The sequence below is a fragment of the Marinicella meishanensis genome (genome assembly GCF_019931145.1).
Classification (GTDB): domain Bacteria; phylum Pseudomonadota; class Gammaproteobacteria; order Xanthomonadales; family Marinicellaceae; genus Marinicella; species Marinicella meishanensis.
In genome coordinates, this window is sequence record NZ_JAIOUV010000001.1 from 234,630 (window position 1) to 255,338 (window position 20,709).

The 20,709-nt window shown below is 49.9% G+C and carries 7 protein-coding genes; 1 reads left to right on the plus strand and 6 read right to left on the minus strand.

The genetic code is table 11. From position 1 onward, the window contains the following. Positions 1-128: 128 nt before the first annotated feature. Positions 129-737, plus strand: a complete 609-nt coding sequence (locus K7G70_RS01010; RefSeq protein WP_223786726.1) for a hypothetical protein — start codon at positions 129-131, stop codon at positions 735-737. Here K7G70_RS01010 and K7G70_RS01015 read toward each other — a convergent pair. From K7G70_RS01015 to K7G70_RS01040, 6 genes are all read right to left on the minus strand, one after another. Further along, positions 734-1,849, minus strand: coding sequence for a hypothetical protein (locus K7G70_RS01015; RefSeq protein ID WP_223786727.1), 1,116 nt, complete (start codon positions 1,847-1,849; stop codon positions 734-736). The two genes, K7G70_RS01010 and K7G70_RS01015, sit on opposite strands and share 4 nt — an antisense overlap. Positions 1,850-2,037: 188 nt before the next feature. Further along, positions 2,038-2,721, minus strand: a complete 684-nt coding sequence (locus K7G70_RS01020) for a hypothetical protein (RefSeq protein ID WP_223786728.1) — start codon at positions 2,719-2,721, stop codon at positions 2,038-2,040. Then, entirely contained in the window at positions 2,722-15,750 is a 13,029-nt protein-coding gene (locus K7G70_RS01025; protein ID WP_223786729.1) for an RHS repeat-associated core domain-containing protein, read from the minus strand. It abuts the gene before it with no gap. A gap of 226 nt (positions 15,751-15,976) precedes the next feature. Next, a complete protein-coding gene (locus K7G70_RS01030) occupies positions 15,977-16,759 on the minus strand; it encodes a hypothetical protein (RefSeq protein ID WP_223786730.1) in 783 nt (260 codons plus the stop codon). 345 nt (positions 16,760-17,104) lie between these two features. After that, positions 17,105-17,887, minus strand: coding sequence for a hypothetical protein (locus K7G70_RS01035; protein ID WP_223786731.1), 783 nt, complete (start codon positions 17,885-17,887; stop codon positions 17,105-17,107). A 190-nt stretch (positions 17,888-18,077) separates the two neighbouring features. Further along, entirely contained in the window at positions 18,078-20,702 is a 2,625-nt protein-coding gene (locus tag K7G70_RS01040) for a serine/threonine protein kinase (protein ID WP_223786732.1), read from the minus strand. Between the last annotated feature and the right edge of the window lie 7 nt (positions 20,703-20,709).

A 20,709-nucleotide genomic window follows, 5' to 3' on the forward strand; every position in this document is an offset into this window, starting at 1 on the left:
TCCCCATTGAGTCGTCAACGAGGGTGAGCAAACCCAAAATCCATCCCCCTCAATAAAATATCAACCTCTTCGTAACAAAGCCCAAACACGGGACTTTTTAAGGTGGGCGCTTTTTTGAGGAGAACCCCATGATGAAGAAAACGAAGCATTGGCTTGGACTGTTGTGTGTGATGGCTGCACCCGCCCAGGCTGATGGCCAAGGTGACTACGATTGGCAGGCCTTTTCCATCGGTTTGAGCCACGCATCGGTCTCTGACCAGTACCGCAACTGGGGCGTGAATGCCACTTATGAATTTTCCAAAAGCATCAACGATGACTGGTTTTGGACCGGCGAAATCAGTGGACCCATTTATCAACAAGGCCGCTTCATCGAACAAGCCTTGTACGGCGATGTCGGCTTGGGCCGTCACTGGGCCATCAACGACCGCTCCGACATTTACCTGGGCCTGTCTTACTTCAAAGCCATCGACACGTCATTGCGCAACGATTTTGACTACCTGCGCTTGAAAGGCGGTTCGAAAACGGCGTTGACCGAGCGCATCGACTTGATCACCGAGTGGTCTTACAATCACGTCAGCAATGAACCCGACCCCATCAATGGCCATGATTTCCGGGCTTTGGCGCCATTGGATCGGTTTGAATTTGAGGCCTATGGGGTGTTTGAAACCAAATGGCGTTGGCAGTTTTTGACCGGCATCAGCACCCACCGGGGCCTGTTTTTTGGCTTCACTTTTTAAAGCGGATCCGGCCACACCACCAAATCGGGGTCGGGCCAGTTGAATGGGTTGTAGGAAAAGCCGGTGTTGTTCATCCAATCTTGGCAAGCTTGGATTTGATCCGGGCGGCCTTGGAAAGTGAAATAGCGTTCACACAATTGACCGACCAAGGCGCTGCGGCATTGACCCATGGTCACTGGGCGGTACTGTTGGCGGTAGCTTTGCGCATTGGTCCAAGCAATTTGTTGCATGGCCGTGCCCATGTCGGTGGCGATGCTGGCCGGGATGAAACCACCCTCTGGCGAGCGTTGGTTGAGCATGGCAAAACTGAAGGCCGCCACATAATAAATGCCCGGCTCATTCAGGTGCACGTTGTCGTTGAACAAGGCATCCACTTTCTGTTGGTCGGTACCGGTGAAACCGGGCACTTCGTCATTCAGGATGCGCTGCAACAGATCGGTCAAGGCCCAACCGGCCGGCACCACATTGACCGCCGGCGGCAAACCATCGGCCTCCAGGGTCAGGTTGATCTTGTTGGCCACACATTCCCACACCAGTCGCATGTCTGACTCAAAGCCGATCCAATCCTGCGGGTCGTTTTCATCGATGTCGAGCCAGGATTGATACAGATAGGTCTCGCCCGCTGGATTACCGGTCAGCAAGCGGTTGTGGTAGTGGCGGATCAGGCTGTTGGTCATTTCCCAACGGATCACATCCAAAATGTCGTGGCGCTCGGTCAACAGCAAGGACTCATAAACCTGCCCCGCACCAATGGTCGCTGGCGCCGCCAACTCGGCAATCACATCCATGTCGAAAGTGTCGCGGTTCTTGCCCACGCGGTAACCGGCCCAGGCATTGGGCGGCATTTGGTTGCCACTGGTGCGCACCCGCACCGGCGAACCAATGCCTATTTGCTGGTTCCACGAACCCTGCACCCCTAAGGAGTCTCCAATTTCACCCATGAAATCGGCAAACGGGTTGTCGGTCAAAGAATGCCCGGTGACAAAAAAGTAATTGCTGGGCACCTCAAAATCATCGGCCATCACCACATCCCACTGCTGCGCCGTGACACGCCCCATCAAGGACAACATCAACAAGCAGCAAAGTGACGACCACCAATCAGTTTTGATCATGAGTGAATCCATGGTTTAAAAGCATGTGTCATGTTATCAGCTGCGTCATTTCGCTGCTGTGATTGGCTTCAAATAATGAACACAGGATCATGGGATCCAATTCATTAAAACCCACCTTAATTAAGCTGGGTTTTGGTGGCTGAATTTAAAGTTAATGGCGTTTAGAGAATTGTCATTGGTCCCATGGGTTAATTTTCCCACGCTTGCAAAAAATCATATAAATATTTTAAATGACAAGGTCTCAGCTCTTTATTTTTGATCAATTCATATGACTGAAAAACAATATCTTCTTGAATATATTCCAGTAACGAGTGCTCGAACAACAATACTGAAATGACAAACAAATATTGATAATCAAGGTACTTTATACAGTTTTCATTCGCAGCACAAAATCGACTGTCGTGTTTCAGTATGTCTTTAAGAATTGCCAGAGACGGCTCCATCAATCTCCTGAAATCCAAATCAAAAGTCTCACCATTGAGTGTACAAGCTTCTGTTTGATGATGTTGGGTGTATTTCTTCCTCAAGATTTCAGTAAAGATGAATTGAAGGTCATGAGATTTTCTTGCCTGATCAAAGTTCTTTTCCGTTATAAAACTTTTATTTTTGTTAACGGCAACAATGCTTTCTTTCATTAGAGCCAGGAATTCATCGTTATATCCATGTCCTATATCCAAGAGGATCTCATTGAAATCAAGATATGCCTTGTTCATCAAGCGTTCCTTCAATTCAGCTGTATCTTTGATGATGCTGACCGTATTTCCATCAAGACAACTCTGAAACTCCAACCATTCATCATGGGAGTCTTCCTCGGTTTGCGCAAAAATTGCACAGCCATATAATAATAAGATATATGCAATTGTATTTTTCATTTAATAAGATCCTTTGTGAATCACGGCTGACATCGGTACATTTTGACCGGCAGTTAGTGTTGTGTATACTTTCGAAGTTATTCTCGATCCAGGCCTGGGCCCACTGTAATTCAAAGCCGTTTCTGAATTCAAATAATAATACTGTTGATTTTGGGCAAACAAATACAGCGGCCTGTGTTTACTTGTGTCCGTTGTATGATGAGTGACATAGTCCACATCCTGAGGGCTGAACTCCAAATTGCCATCCACATGGGTGTGACCAGAACTCATGAATTTATATGTATCCGTATCAGAATACCGCTTTCCAGGATAAACTGCTGTTTTAGTCCCTACATGAGCAAATGTGTAAGTAAATGAACCGTCTGCGTGTTGATACACGTTCCATCCATACTCTTTTTCCTCTTTGATAGACAAAGCCACATAAGCTTCGGCTGCGGCTAAATGAGCTGCGTCTTCGGTTTTCCATGAGCAATTGGACTGACACACAAACCTGCCGGGCTTGGCATATTTGCCCAGTGGCTTATCGCCAACCATCAAGATATGGTTGAACGCCACTCTGAAGGCTGCATTCAATGCTCCATTGGAGAATTTACCGCCGGTCAGTTCTGAAATGGTACCAGCAACAACTGCGTTGGCAACAATCCTGGTTGCTGCTCGATCTATATGGGCCAAGCCCAACTCATCAGCACCCATTGACAAAATGGCAGAAGCAAACCCATGTCCAAATTTACCACCATCCACCTCTGCGCTGATACCACTGACAATGGAATGAGCCATCGTGGTGCCTGTTTTTCCGAACAGTGCTCGACCGCCTCCGCCTCCATGACCAATTCCGAAGGTGAGTGCTGCCATCACCCCCCCCTTAACGGCTCCCTTCAAATTGCCAGAAGCAACCGCTCCTGAAATTGCGCCACCAACAATACTGGTGATCAATGCAGCCGAGACCGCGTTGGCACTGGTGATCGTTGCCATGGTTGAACCGAATAGCCCTATGGTTGCTGTGTTGGCAGTTCCAACCAAAGACATCAGGCTGCTGGCAGCACCAGCCGTATATATCGAGACTGCAATGGCTACCGGCATGCGCCACCACCCTTTGCGCAGTCTTGAGTAACCGCTGGGATCGGTGTAGCTCAAGGGGTTGTTCATCACGTAGCTGTAGCGGTTCAGGCTTTGTGTGTTGTAAGGATCCTGGATGATCGGGTCGGCTTGCAGGAAACGGCCCATACTGGGATCGTAAATCCGGCCATTCATGTGGATGATGCCCACCTGATCGAAGTGCTCATGCCCAGTGAATCCGCGGTTGGTGGTGTTGTCGATGGCATCGGCCATGCCAATGCTGTCATAGCCATACCAGTAAGGCCAGAAAACGTGCGGTTCATTGCCTGTTAATGGTGGTCTACGACGTTCACCCCAGGCACTGAAATTAAACCGTTCAATTTGCTGGCCTTGCTTGTTGACCACCGTGTGAGTCGAGCCCAAATGATCTTTCAGCAGGTGGCTGAATTGCCATTGGTTACGAAGCACTGAATGGTCTTGTAACTCAATTACGATGTCGCCCAAATGACGTTTAATACGTGTGGTACCACTTTCATAGATGTACTCCACCGTACCCAGGTAATGGGTAACACGCGCATCACTGCCATCATCGCGGCGGTCTTTGCGCAAGAAACGGCCACGCCCCGCAGCGTAACGGATGTCACTGATCCAGCCATTGGCCTCCATGCGTGTGGCTTTGTCAAAGCTGCTGTAATCAATGGTGGTCATGCCCGTATTTTGGTTGTTCAAGCTGTTGCCGATGATTTGAGTGACATTGCCGTTGTTGTCATAATGGTATGTTTTGTCTACACTGCCGCCATGAGTGCGGGTCACCGCATGCGGTTTCGCTGGATGGTTATACTCCATGGTCAGGCCCAAACCACGATTGGCTCCGCTGTTGTACAACAGGTTACCAGTGGCGTCATAAGTGTGGCGGCCTCGGCGTTGCAAGGTTTGGTTATAGGTGCCCAAATTGCCCACGTCATTGGCATCCCAATAAACGTCCTTTAAGCGGTTCATTCCATCGTATTGAAAATACTCATTAACACGGTGCTGCACAAATCCCAGTTCGATCACGCTGTCTGTGCGGCGGGTCAGGTTGCCAATGGGATCAAAGGCATAACTCATGGACTGCACCACTTCATTGAATTGATCGCGGGTTTCACTGAATTTCAATAAGCCGGTTTGTGGGTCATAGCCCGTCCAGGTTTCGAAGTTGCCATGTTTGCGCTCATGCACCACTTGACCGCGTTGATCGACGGCCAACAAGCGGTAATACTCTTGGCCGTTTAGCCCATTTTCAGCATCACGGGTCAGATGCTGGTATCCATAATTGTTATAGAAATATTGCAAACCATTAGGCAGCTCATCGAAGCTGTCGTCCAAACTGTCAAACTGCTGGAATACCCGACTGTATTGATCATAAGTGGTTTTTGCTACATACGTCACCACCGCAGGTGTCAGTGGATCTTGTTCATCATAGACCGTAGTTATTATTTCTGATGGTCGGATGTATTGATCAAAATCCATGCGCTTACTTTGAGCAATACCCTGAGTTTGGTATTGGCCCCGCACGTGTTCGCCCACCAGCAGACCATACTTGTTGTAGATGTCATATTCCCAAATACTGCGAGAACCATCTGCATCCACCCGGTATACCATTCGGCCTTGGATGTCGTACCAATTGCGCACACTCCAATTGTTGCCCGAATTGGCTGATTTTTGTTCGATCACTTCACCGGCGGCGTTATGAATGTACTGCCAGAAACCTTTGTCTGGATCATTCATGCTGACCTTGCGACCCAAATGATCGTACTGCATGGTGATGGTAATCGGGTTGCCATTCAGGTAACTGGTGGTTTCGGTCAAGTTGCCCTGGGCATCATAGCCATAGTTAACCACCCCGCCGAGCGCATCCTGTGATGACATCACTTTGCCGGTGAGGTCGAACATTTGCGACGTGGTTTGATTCACTGCATTGGTGGTGGCCACCATCAAGCCGTTGTATGTGGTGGTGGTGATGATGTCGGTGTTGACACACGATGGGTTTTCAGGAGCTTGTGCACCCACCGAAGCGACAAAGTTCTCCACACATTGGCTGGGGTTCTGGATAAATACCACCCGGTCCAGCGGGTCAAACTTGGTCACCGTCCAAATCGGCGAACCGCCTGAGGTGATTTGACCCGAACCGGTCATGGTGTAGGGGTCGGATTGACGCACTGTACGACCCATCACATCATATTGGGTGTCGGTGGTTTGCCATTCGCCGATGAAATTTCGCACTTGGCTGCGCACTTCGCGACCCATGGTGTCATAAAAGTTACGAGACGTGGGCGCACCCGAAGCTTGCTTGATCAACACTGTACTGGCGGTGGCTGGACACTGATAGGTGTTGATGTTGGCAGCCGAGCACCATCGTTTGGTGGTGCTGGAACTGCCACCAGTGACAGAAGCCGATGCATGGGCATCACCAAAAGCCCCATAGACTGTTCTGGTTTCTATGCCATTAATATTGCTCACCAAATAGGGACTGCCATAAATATTCCTCAATGGCGCGCCAGGTTGATTAAAATCAGGATTGACTCGCATGGTAGACGCATTGATCACTTGACCAGGGTCCAACACAAAATCAGTGCTGTTTTCAACCGCATTGGTATCACTAAAATGATCAAACGGTTCAAAGTAAGCATGTGGTACTTTCGATAAGGCCACATACTGATTCCATTCGTTGTCATACACCGTTTCACTGAAACGGTGTATGTAGGTGTTGTCCGCAGGACGGCTTTTAATGCCTTGAGGAATCGTTGGGCAAATGGCGTCGGATACACCCTGAGAACATTGATATTTACCTATACTTTGTCCATATTCATCATAGGTATAGAAAGTTTTCAGGTACTGCAAAGCGTTACCTAAAATCTCTTCTTTGGTCAGCTGACCACTGACTGGATCATAAGCAAAGGCTGCTTCGCGTATACTGGTGCCATAACCGCCACTGCTCAACAAACGCTGGGAAGTGGTTTTGGAGCTGGCCAAACGGCCCAGGAACCAAGCACTGGCGTTGTCGGCATAGGTGTTTTCAGTGAATTTACGCTCAATCATTTTCTGACCAGGCTGGCCACAGACCGCGTCCAAAGAGGTGACCAAAGTGGGCTGAGCCACCGAAGCCACACAGGTGCGCACATCGGATTCACTCAGGTTGCCATGCACGATGTCGGAGATGTCGTAGGTAAAATCAGAAATCACCACTTTGTGATCCACCGCGCCATTAACGGAGTAACCTGCTGAGTTGGCTAAATCACGGTCACCAGTCACATTCAATAGTTGGCTCTTTTCATAACTGCGTTTCAGGTATGGAAACACCGTTTGTTTGCCATCAGCGAGTGGGAAGCTGTGAGCCAAATAATCCAAATGGCTGTATGACAAGATGTGCCCGTCATGATCCACCTGGGTCAACTGCGGCATGCCAATGAAAGGGAAATCTTGGCGATACTGCGTTGTGGTCAACACATCGTGATAAGGATCGTAGGTCATGATCGCAGCAAAACCCAATGCGCCGCGACCGCCGCCTTGCATCTTGAACCCTTCGTAGGCATAAGTCACCTGTGCCAAACCATTGGGGTTGGCTGTGGTGGGGGCGGTTTTGCCCACTTGGCTGACCAAGTACATGGGGGCAAACACATCAAACACCGGCGAACCCTCACCGTGGTTGGTCAAGTTAACCAGACTGCCGTGGTTGCGGGTATATACCGCACTGCCTGGCTCTGTCGCCGCCACATAATCGATGGTGATTTTGGACTCCAAATTCTGAGCCCCCAATTGATTTTCAATCTGGGTGATTTTGTTGCGGGTTTGCCACGAATTGCTGCCCAGTTTGACGACTTGTTTGGTGTCCCAGTCGCCGTCGTTGTCTTGGCGCCGCAGCAAGCTGAAATAATCATAATGTGAATCACCATTGACATCCCAGATGGCGTTGTTGAAATCTTGAGGCTGTCGATTGGAACTGGTGTAATAGGCCTGCAGAGTGGTGTTGATCGGCGCGGAATAACCAAACTCGCCATTGTCTTGCAGTCCATATCGATGCAACTGGTAATAACTGGTCGTGGGGATGCCTTCAGCGACCAATTTTGGCATCAGCACATCCAAGTCACCATCCAGGTCATAGTCGATGAACTGGGTCAAAAAGTTCCGGGCACAGGCGTTGGTGTCGTCATTGTCCCGATCTCTGACATCACAGGTTTTCAATTGTCCGGAGGGGATGCCATCCTGGTTGATGTCTGCCGCCGGAGAAAATTGCAGTTTTTCAAAACTGTAGCCTGGAGAGATGCCAGAATCATAGGTGTAGGTTTCGGTGTAGCCCAAGTTCAGTTGATAGCGGTAGTTGCCATTCCTGTCCAAGTACAGCAAATCACCCAAACCATCGCCATTCACGTCTTGAACCCGAGAGGAATCGTGTTTACTGGCCATGTTGGGCAAGCATGAAGAGGTGCCCACACCGGCTTCACACTCGGTCACATAGATCAGGTTACTCTTCAAAATGCCCGCACGACCGGCGTAGTTGAATTTAACCTGGCCATTGGTGTCGGTTTCGGCCACCAAAAAGGCCTTGAATTGTTGGGCACATGGCTCTGATAAATTGCCGATTCCCAGCAAAGGCTCCAGCTCGGACCCGGCCACGGGTCTGGCCTGGTAGTCTGGATATTCCGTTTTCTTGGCATCTTGCCCCCGTTGGAAAGCGGGCAATTCACAGGTGTCGGTGTCATCAAAACCACCACGCAAATATTCATAGGTGTAGGTCAACATCAGGTCATTGACGCCGTCACCATTCAAGTCTGTTGGTGAGAGTTCTACTTTGTCGATGTAGGTCTTGGTCCCGTAATCGTTGAACGCGTAGATGTCCACACACAAGTTGCGGGCAAACACGCCACCACCTTGCTCCGGAGGAATCGGCACGTTTTCACAGACCATGTCTCTGGGCGCCAACAAGTCCGAATCCAAGTCCACGGCATAACTGCCCACGGTGCTGGGCACAACGTGGCTGCCGGAAATCACGGTGGATGGGAAAATTTTGTATTGGTAGACTGAATCACTGATTTCATCAAAGGTCATCAAGTCAGGCAAACCATCCCCGGTGAAATCCAGGAAGGCGCTGCCACTGAGGGTGAAATTGAATGGAATGCCGGTGTTGATGGGTGCCATGCCCGAACAGCCAGATTGGGTTGCCGATTGACAAATGGTTTGGCCATTGGACAAGAAAATTTGGTAATTTTCAAAACCATCACCATCACGGCGGGTGGACAACATGTCTTGATTGCCATCTGCGTTGAAATCGTAAATGAACCACATTTCGGCATTGTAGTCATGGTATTCATCGGCATGGAAGGGTTGGATGCCGGTGTTACACACCACATCAAAGTGCTGGTTGCCGTCATTCAAATCGACACAACCATTACCACCCCAAGGCCAGTTGTCATCACCGATGCCTTGCAAAGCGATGGTGTCTTTCTTGGCGGCGATCCAGTACCTGGCATCCAGGTTCTGTTCCAGCCAGTTACCCCGATCATAGCCACGGATGAACATCATTTCCATGATGCCATCGCCATTGATGTCGATGGGCTTGTATGAGCCATAACCCATTTCTTGCAAGGCATGGATCTCGTCACCGGCAAAGATGTCGGCCGATGCGGTGGAAATTCCGGTTGCGGTGTTGCCATCATCCCAGGTGAATTCCACCGGTTGCAGACAGGTTCCGGCATTCAGACACTGTCGGGCACTGATCAGGCGCTTGGCACCGGTGGGGTTGTTGGCGGTGTGCGGCTCCTCATAGGTCAGTTGCAGCCGGCGCACTTCTTGCAACGCGGCGGCAGTTGAATTGGCTTCGCGAATGTAGGTCGATACGTAATCCAGGTTCAACAAACTCTTGTACTCGGTGTTGATGCCATAATGGTGCATGGCATCGGCGCGCACGTTGTCTTGGTCGTACTGGAAATGAACCTCATAGTGGGGCACTTCGCCGGCATCGAAATTACTCCACCGCACCAGGCTCAAATAACTTTCACCGTCTTGGGTGTCATAAGAAAACTTGATGCGGTTCAAGTGGGTGGTGTCGGTCTTGGTCTCGGCGATTTGCGCCAACAACCAAGTGTGCACGGTTTCGCCGTCGTTGGCCAGGATCTGGGCACCGGTGCTGGTTTCGACTGGAAATATCATGCCGGCTTTGAAGGCACCACCGGGAGAACCATAACCCCAGGTTTCACCGCTCTTGGTGTAGACGGTGAATTTGCGTGGTCCATTGGGATAATCAACGTGTTTTTGGGCGATGATTTTGCTGAAATTGGCAAGCTCGGTGCGGTACTCCACTTCGGTGGCGGTTTCCGACACTTTGTGCAAACGCATGCCATCCAGACAGAAGGCATCATCCCAGGTCATGGTGATGGGGCCCAGGTCAGCCAGGGCAATGCCCGGATCATGTTCTTTGGATTTCAAGCAGCGGGTGATGGAAGATGTGCCGCTGATGTTCCAGCCTTGGCCGGCGATGCCGTTACCGGCATTGGAGTTGTAGGACAGGGCCAACTGCGGCGCCAAGCCGCCGCGTCCTTTCGGCGCGAATATCGGCAGGCTGTAATTAGCCGAGCCCGATTCGTCGACATCGAACGCCCCGGCAGTGACGCCGACCAAATCATTCAACGGATCCGGTGCAATCAGTTCCATGTGGTTCTCCGGTCCTGGCGGTTCTGCTGCAGCCAGCGGTTGGGTGGTGCCGTCACAGCCATTACCGGGCAAACAGGCTTCGATGGTCAGGATTTCTGACATGGCAATTTCCACCGTGGGTTGGCCAGGGATGTAGTTGTCCTTGTGCAAGTAGAAGCGATATTCACCAGCCTCAGTGATGCTGTCACAAACAAAGTTGGTGGTCACGAACTGCCCCATGGGCACGCCCGGACACAGGTCATTCAGCGGTTGTTTCGCTGACCAACTGCCATTGGCTTGTTTTTGGCTGTAGTATGGCTCAATGCTCTCAAAGTAATCATCGGTGAACCAAGTGAAGCGGATTTGACAGCCGTTGAACAATGAATTGTTGGGATCACAGGTGTGCTCCCATTCGTTTTGTTCGTTGATGAAGAAGCGGATGTCGTGGAACGAGGCCTGTTTTGACATGGGTGTCATGTTGAACTGACTGCCCTCAATGATGTTCAAATCCCGAACCACATTGCCTTCAACCACATCGTTGGTCACATGTAACCAGAACTGGCCTTGGATGTGGCTTTCCACGCCATTGCCGGCGAATTGTCGACCACCGGTGCCAAGATGGACCAGTTGATCGGCCAGGATGAACTCATCTTCCTCGCCATCACCCGAAGGTGTGGCGCCCAGGGGGTTGAAACCATTTTTGACGGTTTTGATGGTGTAATTGCTGTCATCTGGGCTGACGTAGTTATCAAAGTAACCTGCCACTGGATAATTGCTGTGGTCACAGTCAGGATCAAGCTCTGGATTGCGCGAACAGGTTTCGGCTTGCAACCAAATGGGATCGCCGGCCTCATCGTAGGTCAAGATGGTGGACACTTCCACATAGTGATCAATCCAGGTCAACCAGGAAATCCTTGGATTCACTGAGCCATCTTGGTTTTGCATGGCCCAGGCGCCGGAATAATGATCGGCGTTGTTGTCATAAGTCAAACTGGGATCAACAATCAATTGATCAAAGCTCTCGATGTTGATGTTGACCTCGTCAGCAATATAGGTGATTGAATCGGCGCCGGATGATTGTGGACGTGAAAACACATTGTTCTCATAATCGACATCGAATTTCAGTTGCACGTGTTGGTTGTCACCATTGTCAAAATGCACCTGCAATCGACCGACACTGGTCTGGTCGATGGCGCTGCCATTGGCAGTCACGTACAACAGCTCACCTTGAAAGTACTGCTGGTTGCCCAAGCTGGTCTGCTTCATCAAAGAGTAAAACCAAGTGGGTGTCCACACGCCCTCTGGGGTCTGTTTGTAGGCCATCCAATAACCCAATAGATCATAAGTTTTGCCATAGTTTTCATGTACGGCTGGGTAGCGCAGTTCGCTGGCCCAATAAAAATGCCAGCCCGTACCGCTCTGGTCAGGGTTCCACCAGGCGCCGGGTTTCATGTCACCAGGACCGCCAATGATGGTTTCCGTGAAAGCTGGAGGTGGCGATGGTTCACTCATGGGCGGGGTTGAAAAATCCACCACATACATTTTGTTGAAAGTAAAACTACCTGTGTATTGTTTACCACCACACCCATTGCCATTGGTGCATGGGTACAAAGCCATTTGACCCCCGTGGGTGTTGGGGTCTTGCAGGTTGCTGACGTTGTTGGTGGTGGCATTCATTTTGATGTCATCACAATGCGCTGCGGAATCGAACACACCACCATCCACCTTGGCATAATCAATGGAAATCGAAGCGCTGTATTCCCAGGTGGTTTTTTGTGGGTTGGTGTAGTTGATGCAATAAGTGGGGCTCGCTCCTGAATCCGTTTCGAGAATGAAGCGGTCGGTTTTCACACTGTTTGCAGGGAAATTCCAGCGCACGCCAAAGGTGCCATCGGCCCTTTGGTACCAACCTTGGTTGGTGATTCTGTTCAACAAGCCACTGCTGACATCGCTTCTGCGCACATGCCATTCCAAGTCACCGCTGTTGGATGCGGCCGAACACACGTCTCCATTGATTCGATCACGCGAACAGGCCCTGATGGTGAAACCATATTCACCACGGGTCATGCGTTTCAGGTCCAGAGGTCCAGTAACATCATCGCTATAAAATTTGATGGTTTTGTTGTTCAGATAGCCAATCGGCTGAAACCCAACCGCAAAGAACGAACTGTGACCACCATAAGGTTGGCTTTCGGTGATTTCGATGTAATCCACCACTTCTTCAATGTCTTGCTGAGTCCAACCAGCCGGATAGGTCCAAGCCAAACTGAATTCAGAACCAGACACGTTGGTGATGTTGTTGCTGCCATTGAAGACGATCTCAGGCACCGGCAAATCGGCCGATTCCAGCGGTGTTTTCAGCACCATATAGTAGGGCGCACCACAACCCAAGGCGACGCTGCACGCACTGATGCTGAAGTCTTCACCAATGAAGTCATTTTCATTGATTGGGGCTGAATTCCAGGTGGTGCGGAAGGTGTTGCCGGCCGGCACGATGATTTCATCGGCTTCGGTCTCGAACAGGGGTTTGATCGAAAAATGATCGGGTTTACCGTAGGTGCTGTTGAAGGCCGCTTGCGGGTAGGCAAAACTGATCGTCACTTCGAATTGACCTGGGGTGCTGATGTTCCATGTGGAATCCACATCAGTGACTTTGGCCAGACCTGGTTCAAACACACTGTCGGTGACTTCTGGGCCACAGGTGTTGACATCACACAAGCTGATGCCATACATGGTGGGGATGCTGTCGTTGATCAACAGGTGGTTTTGATTGATGTCAAACTCAGTGATCAACTGATCAATCACGTTCATGTTTTGGTCGTACATCAGAATCTTAACCGTTGACACCCCGGGGAATTCTGGCAAGGCATTGGCATCAACCGACCAGGCCAACATGCGGGTGTTGCTGGGTAAATCTTCAGCCACATTGAAGCTTTGGACGGCCGGAATGGGGTCGTTGGGCAGGTCCAACTCAAACCAATTCCCTTTGGTACAGCCCAAGTCATAACTGCATGCCTTGACCAAAAAGTAGTGACCAAAATAGTCCGGGTAATAGATGGTTACCGAGCTCCAGCTGCTTTGGTGGCCACTCACTTCAATGATGGGAATCTCGGGGGTGCCAGCAGGTTGTTGGTAATCCGGGACGATTTGTAAGTAATCCGGCCGGCCTTTGCCGTCGGCATCATCGAACACACTTTGTGGGTACGTGAAGTTGAACACCACTTGGTATTCATCCAGCCACTGTTGCGAGGCTACGGCGGGCTCAGTCAGGCCTTGTTTGATGGTGAAATTCTCACGGATGTAACCGCATTCACTGTCTTTACAGGCCGCCACACCGATGTTGCGATTGATCGGCAAACCACCGACGGCTTGAATGGGCGCATCCATGGCCAGGGGATCGGTGCGGTAAATTTCACCGTTGGTGTCGTAGGCATAAAAGTCATGTCGATTCACGCCCCACACATTATAAGCTTCAGCAACCGCATCACTGGTCACTTCCCATGTGGCAAAACGGTTGCCAGATGCGGTGTCGTCATACAATGTCAACACGTCAGGTTTGGACATTTTGCAACCATCGGGCATGGTCACCTGCGGTTGGCTGGTGGGCACCAAACAACTGGACAACTGATCTTGTTCTGCCAAGAATGGATCCAACACGGCCGCCATATCGGTCAAATGTGGCACACTGGGGTCACTCATGGTGGCCACGTTGGGGTAGTACAGATGACACTTCACCGCTTCACTGCCGGACATGTCCAACCAATGGGGTTTGAAATGACTGGTTGACAAAGGAATCACCCGATTCATGGTGGGGTTGTTTTGTAAACTCAGGTATTGAATGGGCGTTCTGTCCAAAGGCCAACCGGTTGGCATGCCGCTGGTAACAGACTTGATGCCATTGATGTTGGCGTTGTTGGCGGTTAAGGCACACAAACCTTTGAATCCACTGACTTCTATTTCTCGGCTGGGGGCCCCAGAGAAATCGGTGTCATTCAAGGTCAAGTAACGCAAGCCATTGACGGCACCATATGCGTTCATGTTGTTGAGTTGGTGGCCTGACAAATCCAATGCTTTGACGTGATAACCAGAAAGGGTGTTGAGTAAATCGGTTTCAAAATTGCTGGGTTGAGTCAATGCCGGGTCACGGCTTAAGTCCAGTGCCTGGATGTTTTGGTCGCGGTTGCGGTCTTCAAACGGATTGCCGGTTTCGATCAACAGGCCAATGCTGCTGGTGATGTTGTTACCGCTGAGATCAATGTAGGTTGAATTGCGCGGCACATGTGGCATGACAGTTAAACCTGAGTCGGTGTAGACAAAGCTGTCAATTTGCCCATATTGGTCAAAGGAATTCAGGTTAGCCGTGTTGTTGCCAGAAATTTCAAACCATGACAAAAATGACAACTGACCCATGCCACCGAATGTGGTGATGCTGGGATTGTTTGACAAATTCAGTTTGCGTAAACCGCCCATGTTGTTCTGGATTGTGGTGCGGTCATTGTCGTCCAAATTGCCATTGGCACAGTCCAGCTGTTCAATGTCCATCAGCAATGTTTGATCAGGATAACCATTGACCAGGATGCAGTTCTTCAAGGGGCCTGGAGCCAGATTGACCACCGTTGCAGAATCGGCCTCAACGTTGACATCAGATGCATATGACCAATAGGAATAGTAATTGTTGCTTGACTTGTTGTTTGCTGAACCAGCTGATTTGGCCACTGGATTCACCCCATCATACAAGGCCCTGACGTTGATTTTATAGGGGCTTGTTTCGTTGACATTGATGTGCACAAATTGCAATTTTGGCGGCTGGTCATCTTGGAAAAACTCAGGCTCAATGTCAACCACCACATAACGACCCTTCAAGTTGGTGGTGGTGCCAGCTCGCCAGGTCATGTACATTTGGTAGCCTTTCAGGTCATCGGTTGCCCCGGAGTTGATGTAATCCACACTGCTGAGCTTGGCACTGAACTTGCGGTAGTTATTGCCTTTGGCGTCCTTGATGCCTTTGATACCAATGATGTCTGGCACATTGGCCAAGTCTCCTTCCATATCAGCATAAGCACTGGGTATGGGACAAGGAAAACTCAAACACGAACCTTGCTCAATGATGTTGCCAGTCACCAACGGCATCGGCAGGTCCAACGCCTCCAACCGGGCGCGCTTTTCCACTTCGATGGCATCCAAATAACCCAGCTCAGCAATCACTTGCTCAGTGATTTGTAAGCGGCGCTCATCCGACACCGACACATGTGCTGTGGTGGTGAATGAGGCGATGAGGGCAAAGATCAACAATAAGTGCTTGTACATGTTTTTTTCCTGAAATTCCTAGATGTTTATTGATTCGCTGGGCACCACCAGTGCCCGTAAGCCCCTCGAATTTGGAGGCTTCAAACAGTTACTCGGAAAAAACAATCAAACCTTGTCAAAAAATATCAATTTTTTTTAAAAACCGATTTTTTCTTGATTGGTACAAAAACTCAAGCACAAAAAAACCCGGCGCTGAGGCCGGGTTTTTCGTTGCTTAAAACAATGATTACAGTGGATTCGGACCGAAGATCCAATTCACATTGAAACGCACCCGGTCACCATGAACCAGTTGCACATTGGTGTCGATGAAGCCCATGTTGTAAGTTTCCAAATCATGAGAAAGACCGGAATTGGTGTATGGATTGGTGCTGATGTATTCACCCACGTTGAGGCTGATGTACTGGTCGATTTGTCCATAGGCATTGGTCTCCAACACGTGATTGAATAGGACCCTTTCATCGGCTGCAAAAAAGTATTTGTCCACCACAAACTCATTGACAGTGGCGCCATACCATTTGATGATTAATCGCCAGCGGTGGCTGGGCGTTTGGCTGTTGCCGCTGATACCTGAACCATACCCGGAACTCGAAATCGTGAGTGCCTGCTTCTTCACCAATGCAATGTCCGCCACCAAACGATCTGCAGCATACATTTCTACAATGGTGACCCTACCACCAATGGGCATTTCAGCCAAAAATCCGGACAACTCCGCCCAGTAGTCGGTGTCATTCACATAGGTTTCACGGATGACGTCGGCATCAAACTGAGCATAAGCAAACTCACCTGGATTGAGTGGTGTCAGTCCAATGGATGAGGCGTTGCCTCCACAACCGGTGCCATCATCACCAAATCCGGTGACGTAATCTTGTGTGTTTTGGCCATTGGGCAGGTTCAGACCCATGCTGTCGATGCCAGGACAACCAGGGGTAGGGGTGGGTTCGTTGGCCGTTTGGGCGCATACACCGAAACTGCTGATGAAGATCAACAGGGTGATGATTTTTTTCGTCATTATCTTCTCCTTAATACATTGAATTGGCCATGATGTTTGCTGTCCTTGGGTATCAAAAGGTCAACACTGACCAAGAATCAAACCACGTCGATGATAAACAGACACATACACGCACAGCCCGCATCATAGCCATATACTGAATGATTGCAAGCAACCTTGATGACATTGGGCAATGTTGTGCATGGTTGCTCAAATGCTGCATGATTGCAGTTCAATCAATGGCTCAGTCCTATACTCGTAATGTGGTCGTGAAGTTTGTCATTTTTTTTATTTTATTGGCCCCATTAAAAAACCCGGCTGGAAACCAGGTTTTTGACGTGTTGCAGGATCTGTCTTTGAGGTCTGTTAATAAAGGACAACCCCCAAGTCGAAATCAACATAAAAAGAAATCCTGTCTTGATACGCCAAGTCCACTGATGTTTCAATCAATCCCAATTGATATCCATCCAGTTGCTCACTGCGAAAATACAACCCCGCAATCCCTGAATCTGAATGGGGGTTGATCGTGTGACCAACCACGCTGAGACCATTTTTGGTGAACTGAATCATTTCAACGGGTGCTTCTGGATCACTGTAGTCGCCAATGAAGTTGTATTCCAACTCATCGTACATCCCAAAGGAAAATTTTTCTTCGACATTCAGGGTAGGAAATGGACCAAACCAGGTCACCTTCAACTCCCATCGATAAGGGTCTTGCTGACCCCGTTTGCCACCAGTGTTGCTGACCGACGAAATGTTCATGAGTTTTCTCAAGGTCAATTTAGCAACCGCGGTCTCACCTGACAACAATTTACCAATGACCACGCTGCCACCGTAAGGCATGCTGTCCAGTGTGTAGCGCAATTTAATCTTGATGTCGGGCGTTTCAATCAAGCCCTCGTTGATCAAATTGGCATCGAATTCGGCAAATTCGTAATCACCAAAAGTCATGCCATCTGGCCCCACCACTGATGATATGCCATTACACCCGGTCGATTCAGTGCCGAATCCATAGGTTGAATTGATGTAACTACTGCCAACATAATCCATACCAGGACAGCCTGGGCTGGGATCTGGGGGGACATCGGCATGTACCACTGAGGTCAGTACAATCGTCATCAATGCGATCCAAATATTTTTTTGCTTCATGATAGGCTCCTTTCAGAAATATTTTTGGTCAATCCAGTGTGGGGGAAATATTGATGTGCATCATACCCAAATTACAGTGCAAAACAAGATTTGTTGCAATAACTGAATCATTCTGTACATATACTCGCATTCAAAGCATAAATCTTGTCAAGATAATCACAATCAATGTCAACCAGGTATATCAGCTTGTTCATTGGTTCAACGTTTCAAAGTCTGGCACTTCGATGCGATATGCCTCACCCAGTTGTTCAGCGATGATCGCCACATCTTGATCAATCATCAGTTTGTGGATGGTGTCACCATAGTTCTTGATCACGCGGGTGATGGATTGTGAGTACAGCTCATGGGCTTGTAAGTAGTCTCCTTCATGCACCAACACATGGGCCAATAAACTGTGGGCAAAGGCAATGCTGAGTTCTGACTTGGATTCACGGTGCAAAAAATAATTCAATGATTCCATGACCGCCTCTTTGGCTTCGGCCCATAAGTTTAACTTCATCAAACAAGTGGCATAAGGTAAATTCATGTAGTGATAATTATTGGTCTTCCCAGAGTTATTAACAAATTTAGCCAGGGCCAACTCGAACAGTTCTTTGGCTGCTTGGGGGTTATCCAGTTCATACAAATGATTGACCGCCATGTTGATTTCAGTAAACGCCACATTGGTCGAATTCTCACCCAATTTATCTGCATAAATCTCACGACTTTTGGCAAAACTGTCAATGCTTTGCTCAACGCGGTCGCTGTTCATTTGCGCAAACCCCCGGCTGTTATACAATTTCGCAAAGATCACGTGGTTGGGTTCAAATACCTGTAGATAGTCCTGTTCCAATTCAGCCGACAAGGCCAAGGCCTCGTCGTATTGTAAGTTCCCAGTCAACTCAATCATCAACATCCGTTTGGTTTTCAATAATTCCAGTGGTTCTGGATTGGGTGACAGGCTTTCTAAAACTCCAATGACTTCTCGATAATAATTGATGGTCGGTTGGCGGTTTTCAAAATCTCTGGTTCTGCTGGCATATTGCCGCAGTTGAATCGCATAAAAAAACGAATCAGCTCCATATAATTGTTCGGCTTCATCTTTCAAATCCAAGGCCATTTGTTTGGCTTCTTCGAACCGATCCAATCCCCGAATCAGGTTGATTTTCAAGTTCATGATTCTGAAGTATTGGCGGTCTTTTTCTGCGGTCTGAAATACAACCGATTCCAGCAAGTCAAGTGCCGGTTTGATATGGCCTCGCTCAGACATTGATTGGGCTCTGACTTGCACCAAACTGATGGCATCTCTGCGATTTAAATGGGAGGTGTCACTGACTTGATTGGCCAAAGATTCTGCCTCATCAAATGACGACAGGTTCAAATACACCTCGGCCAAGGCTGTCAGTAGGCGGTTTTTAACTGCGGGGCTGGGGGCTTGTTGTTGCAGCTGATTAACCCCTTGCTTGAGGATGTCGCCTGCCGTCACTTGGGTGCCCAAAGTTTCAGTCGGATCAGCCGACTTGAAGGTGTCGACCAGGAAGGTGGTGACTTCCTCGGCCACTTGTTTTTCAACCAAAGCCTTGTCCCGTTCTTCAGCGATGGTCTGTGACTGGTTCCAGATCAGCGCCGAAGAGGCGGCCAGCACCACAAAGATCGCGGTCAATGCACTGACCGGCAACCAGTGCTTGCGCAGCTGCTTCTTGAGGCGATAGGCCGTTTGGCTTTGTTTGATCTGCAGCGGCTCGTTGTTCAGGTAGTGGTCGATGTCGGCCGCCAGTTCACGCACCCCCAGGTAGCGTTGTTCGGGTTCCTTCTTCAAGGCATGCGAGACGATCGCATCCAAATCCCCTTTCAGTTTGTGCTGCCAGCCGGGCTTGGGGGCCGGTAAGCGGCGCAACAAGCGGCTGGGCAGGGTCGGTAACTGTTCGTTGATCACCCGCTCAATCTCACCCCAGGTCTTGCCTTCCAATTCAAAGGCATGCTGGTCGGTCAGTAAGCGGAACAACAACAAGCCCAACACATACACGTCACAGGACACGGTGATCCCCTGCCCGTTGATCTGTTCGGGGGCGGCATACTGTGGGGTCAGGGCGGTGGTGCCCACCAGGGTTTCGTGCACCTGCTCGGTGCCGGGCAGGGTTTTTAAGGGTTTGGCGATGCCAAAGTCCAGCAGCTTGACCTCGCCTTGTGCCGTGACCAGGATGTTGCCGGGTTTCAAGTCCCGGTGCACGATCAGGTTGCTGTGGGCAAAGGCCACCGCCTGGCAGATCTGACCGAACAGCCGCAAGCGCTCGGGCAATGACAGCCGGTGTTCTTGGCAATATTGATCGATGGGCATGCCATCGACATATTCCATCACGTAGTAGGACTGGTCGCCTTCGGTACCGGCATCGATCAGGCGGGCGATGTTGGGGTGTTCCAAACTGGCCAGGATGCGCCGCTCGGCATCGAAGCGGGCCAGGCCTTGGGCATCCAGGCTGTGTTTGTTCAGCACTTTGATCGCCACTTGTTGCACCACTTCGTCATCGCGCTGGGCCAGATACACCTGGCCCATGCCGCCTGAGCCAATGGCCCGGATGATTTGGTAGCGGGCGAAGCGGTCACCGGCTTTGAGGCCGGCTTGGTCCAGCAAGGTGCTGGCCGCGGACTGTTGCGGGGTGATGGTTTGGTCGGTCGAGGACAGGTGGGTCTCAACCATCGACTCCAGCGCCGCTTTGAGGTGCGGGTGTTGGGCACAGCGAGCGGCCAGGGCCGCTGGGATTTGTTCGGCTGGCAACTCGATCAACTCGTTGAACAGGGTTTTGACTTGTTGCCAATCGGCAGGGGTCAGGTCCATCGGCGGC

What these genes read in the sequence shown, in the direction of transcription:
- K7G70_RS01010 (WP_223786726.1), top strand. Translation starts at nt 129, where the DNA reads ATGATGAAGAAAACGAAGCATTGGCTTGGACTGTTGTGTGTGATGGCT.
- K7G70_RS01015 (WP_223786727.1), bottom strand. Translation starts at nt 1,849, where the DNA reads ATGATCAAAACTGATTGGTGGTCGTCACTTTGCTGCTTGTTGATGTTG.
- K7G70_RS01020 (WP_223786728.1), bottom strand. Translation starts at nt 2,721, where the DNA reads ATGAAAAATACAATTGCATATATCTTATTATTATATGGCTGTGCAATT.
- K7G70_RS01025 (WP_223786729.1), bottom strand. Translation starts at nt 15,750, where the DNA reads ATGTACAAGCACTTATTGTTGATCTTTGCCCTCATCGCCTCATTCACC.
- K7G70_RS01030 (WP_223786730.1), bottom strand. Translation starts at nt 16,759, where the DNA reads ATGACGAAAAAAATCATCACCCTGTTGATCTTCATCAGCAGTTTCGGT.
- K7G70_RS01035 (WP_223786731.1), bottom strand. Translation starts at nt 17,887, where the DNA reads ATGAAGCAAAAAAATATTTGGATCGCATTGATGACGATTGTACTGACC.
- K7G70_RS01040 (WP_223786732.1), bottom strand. Translation starts at nt 20,702, where the DNA reads ATGGACCTGACCCCTGCCGATTGGCAACAAGTCAAAACCCTGTTCAAC.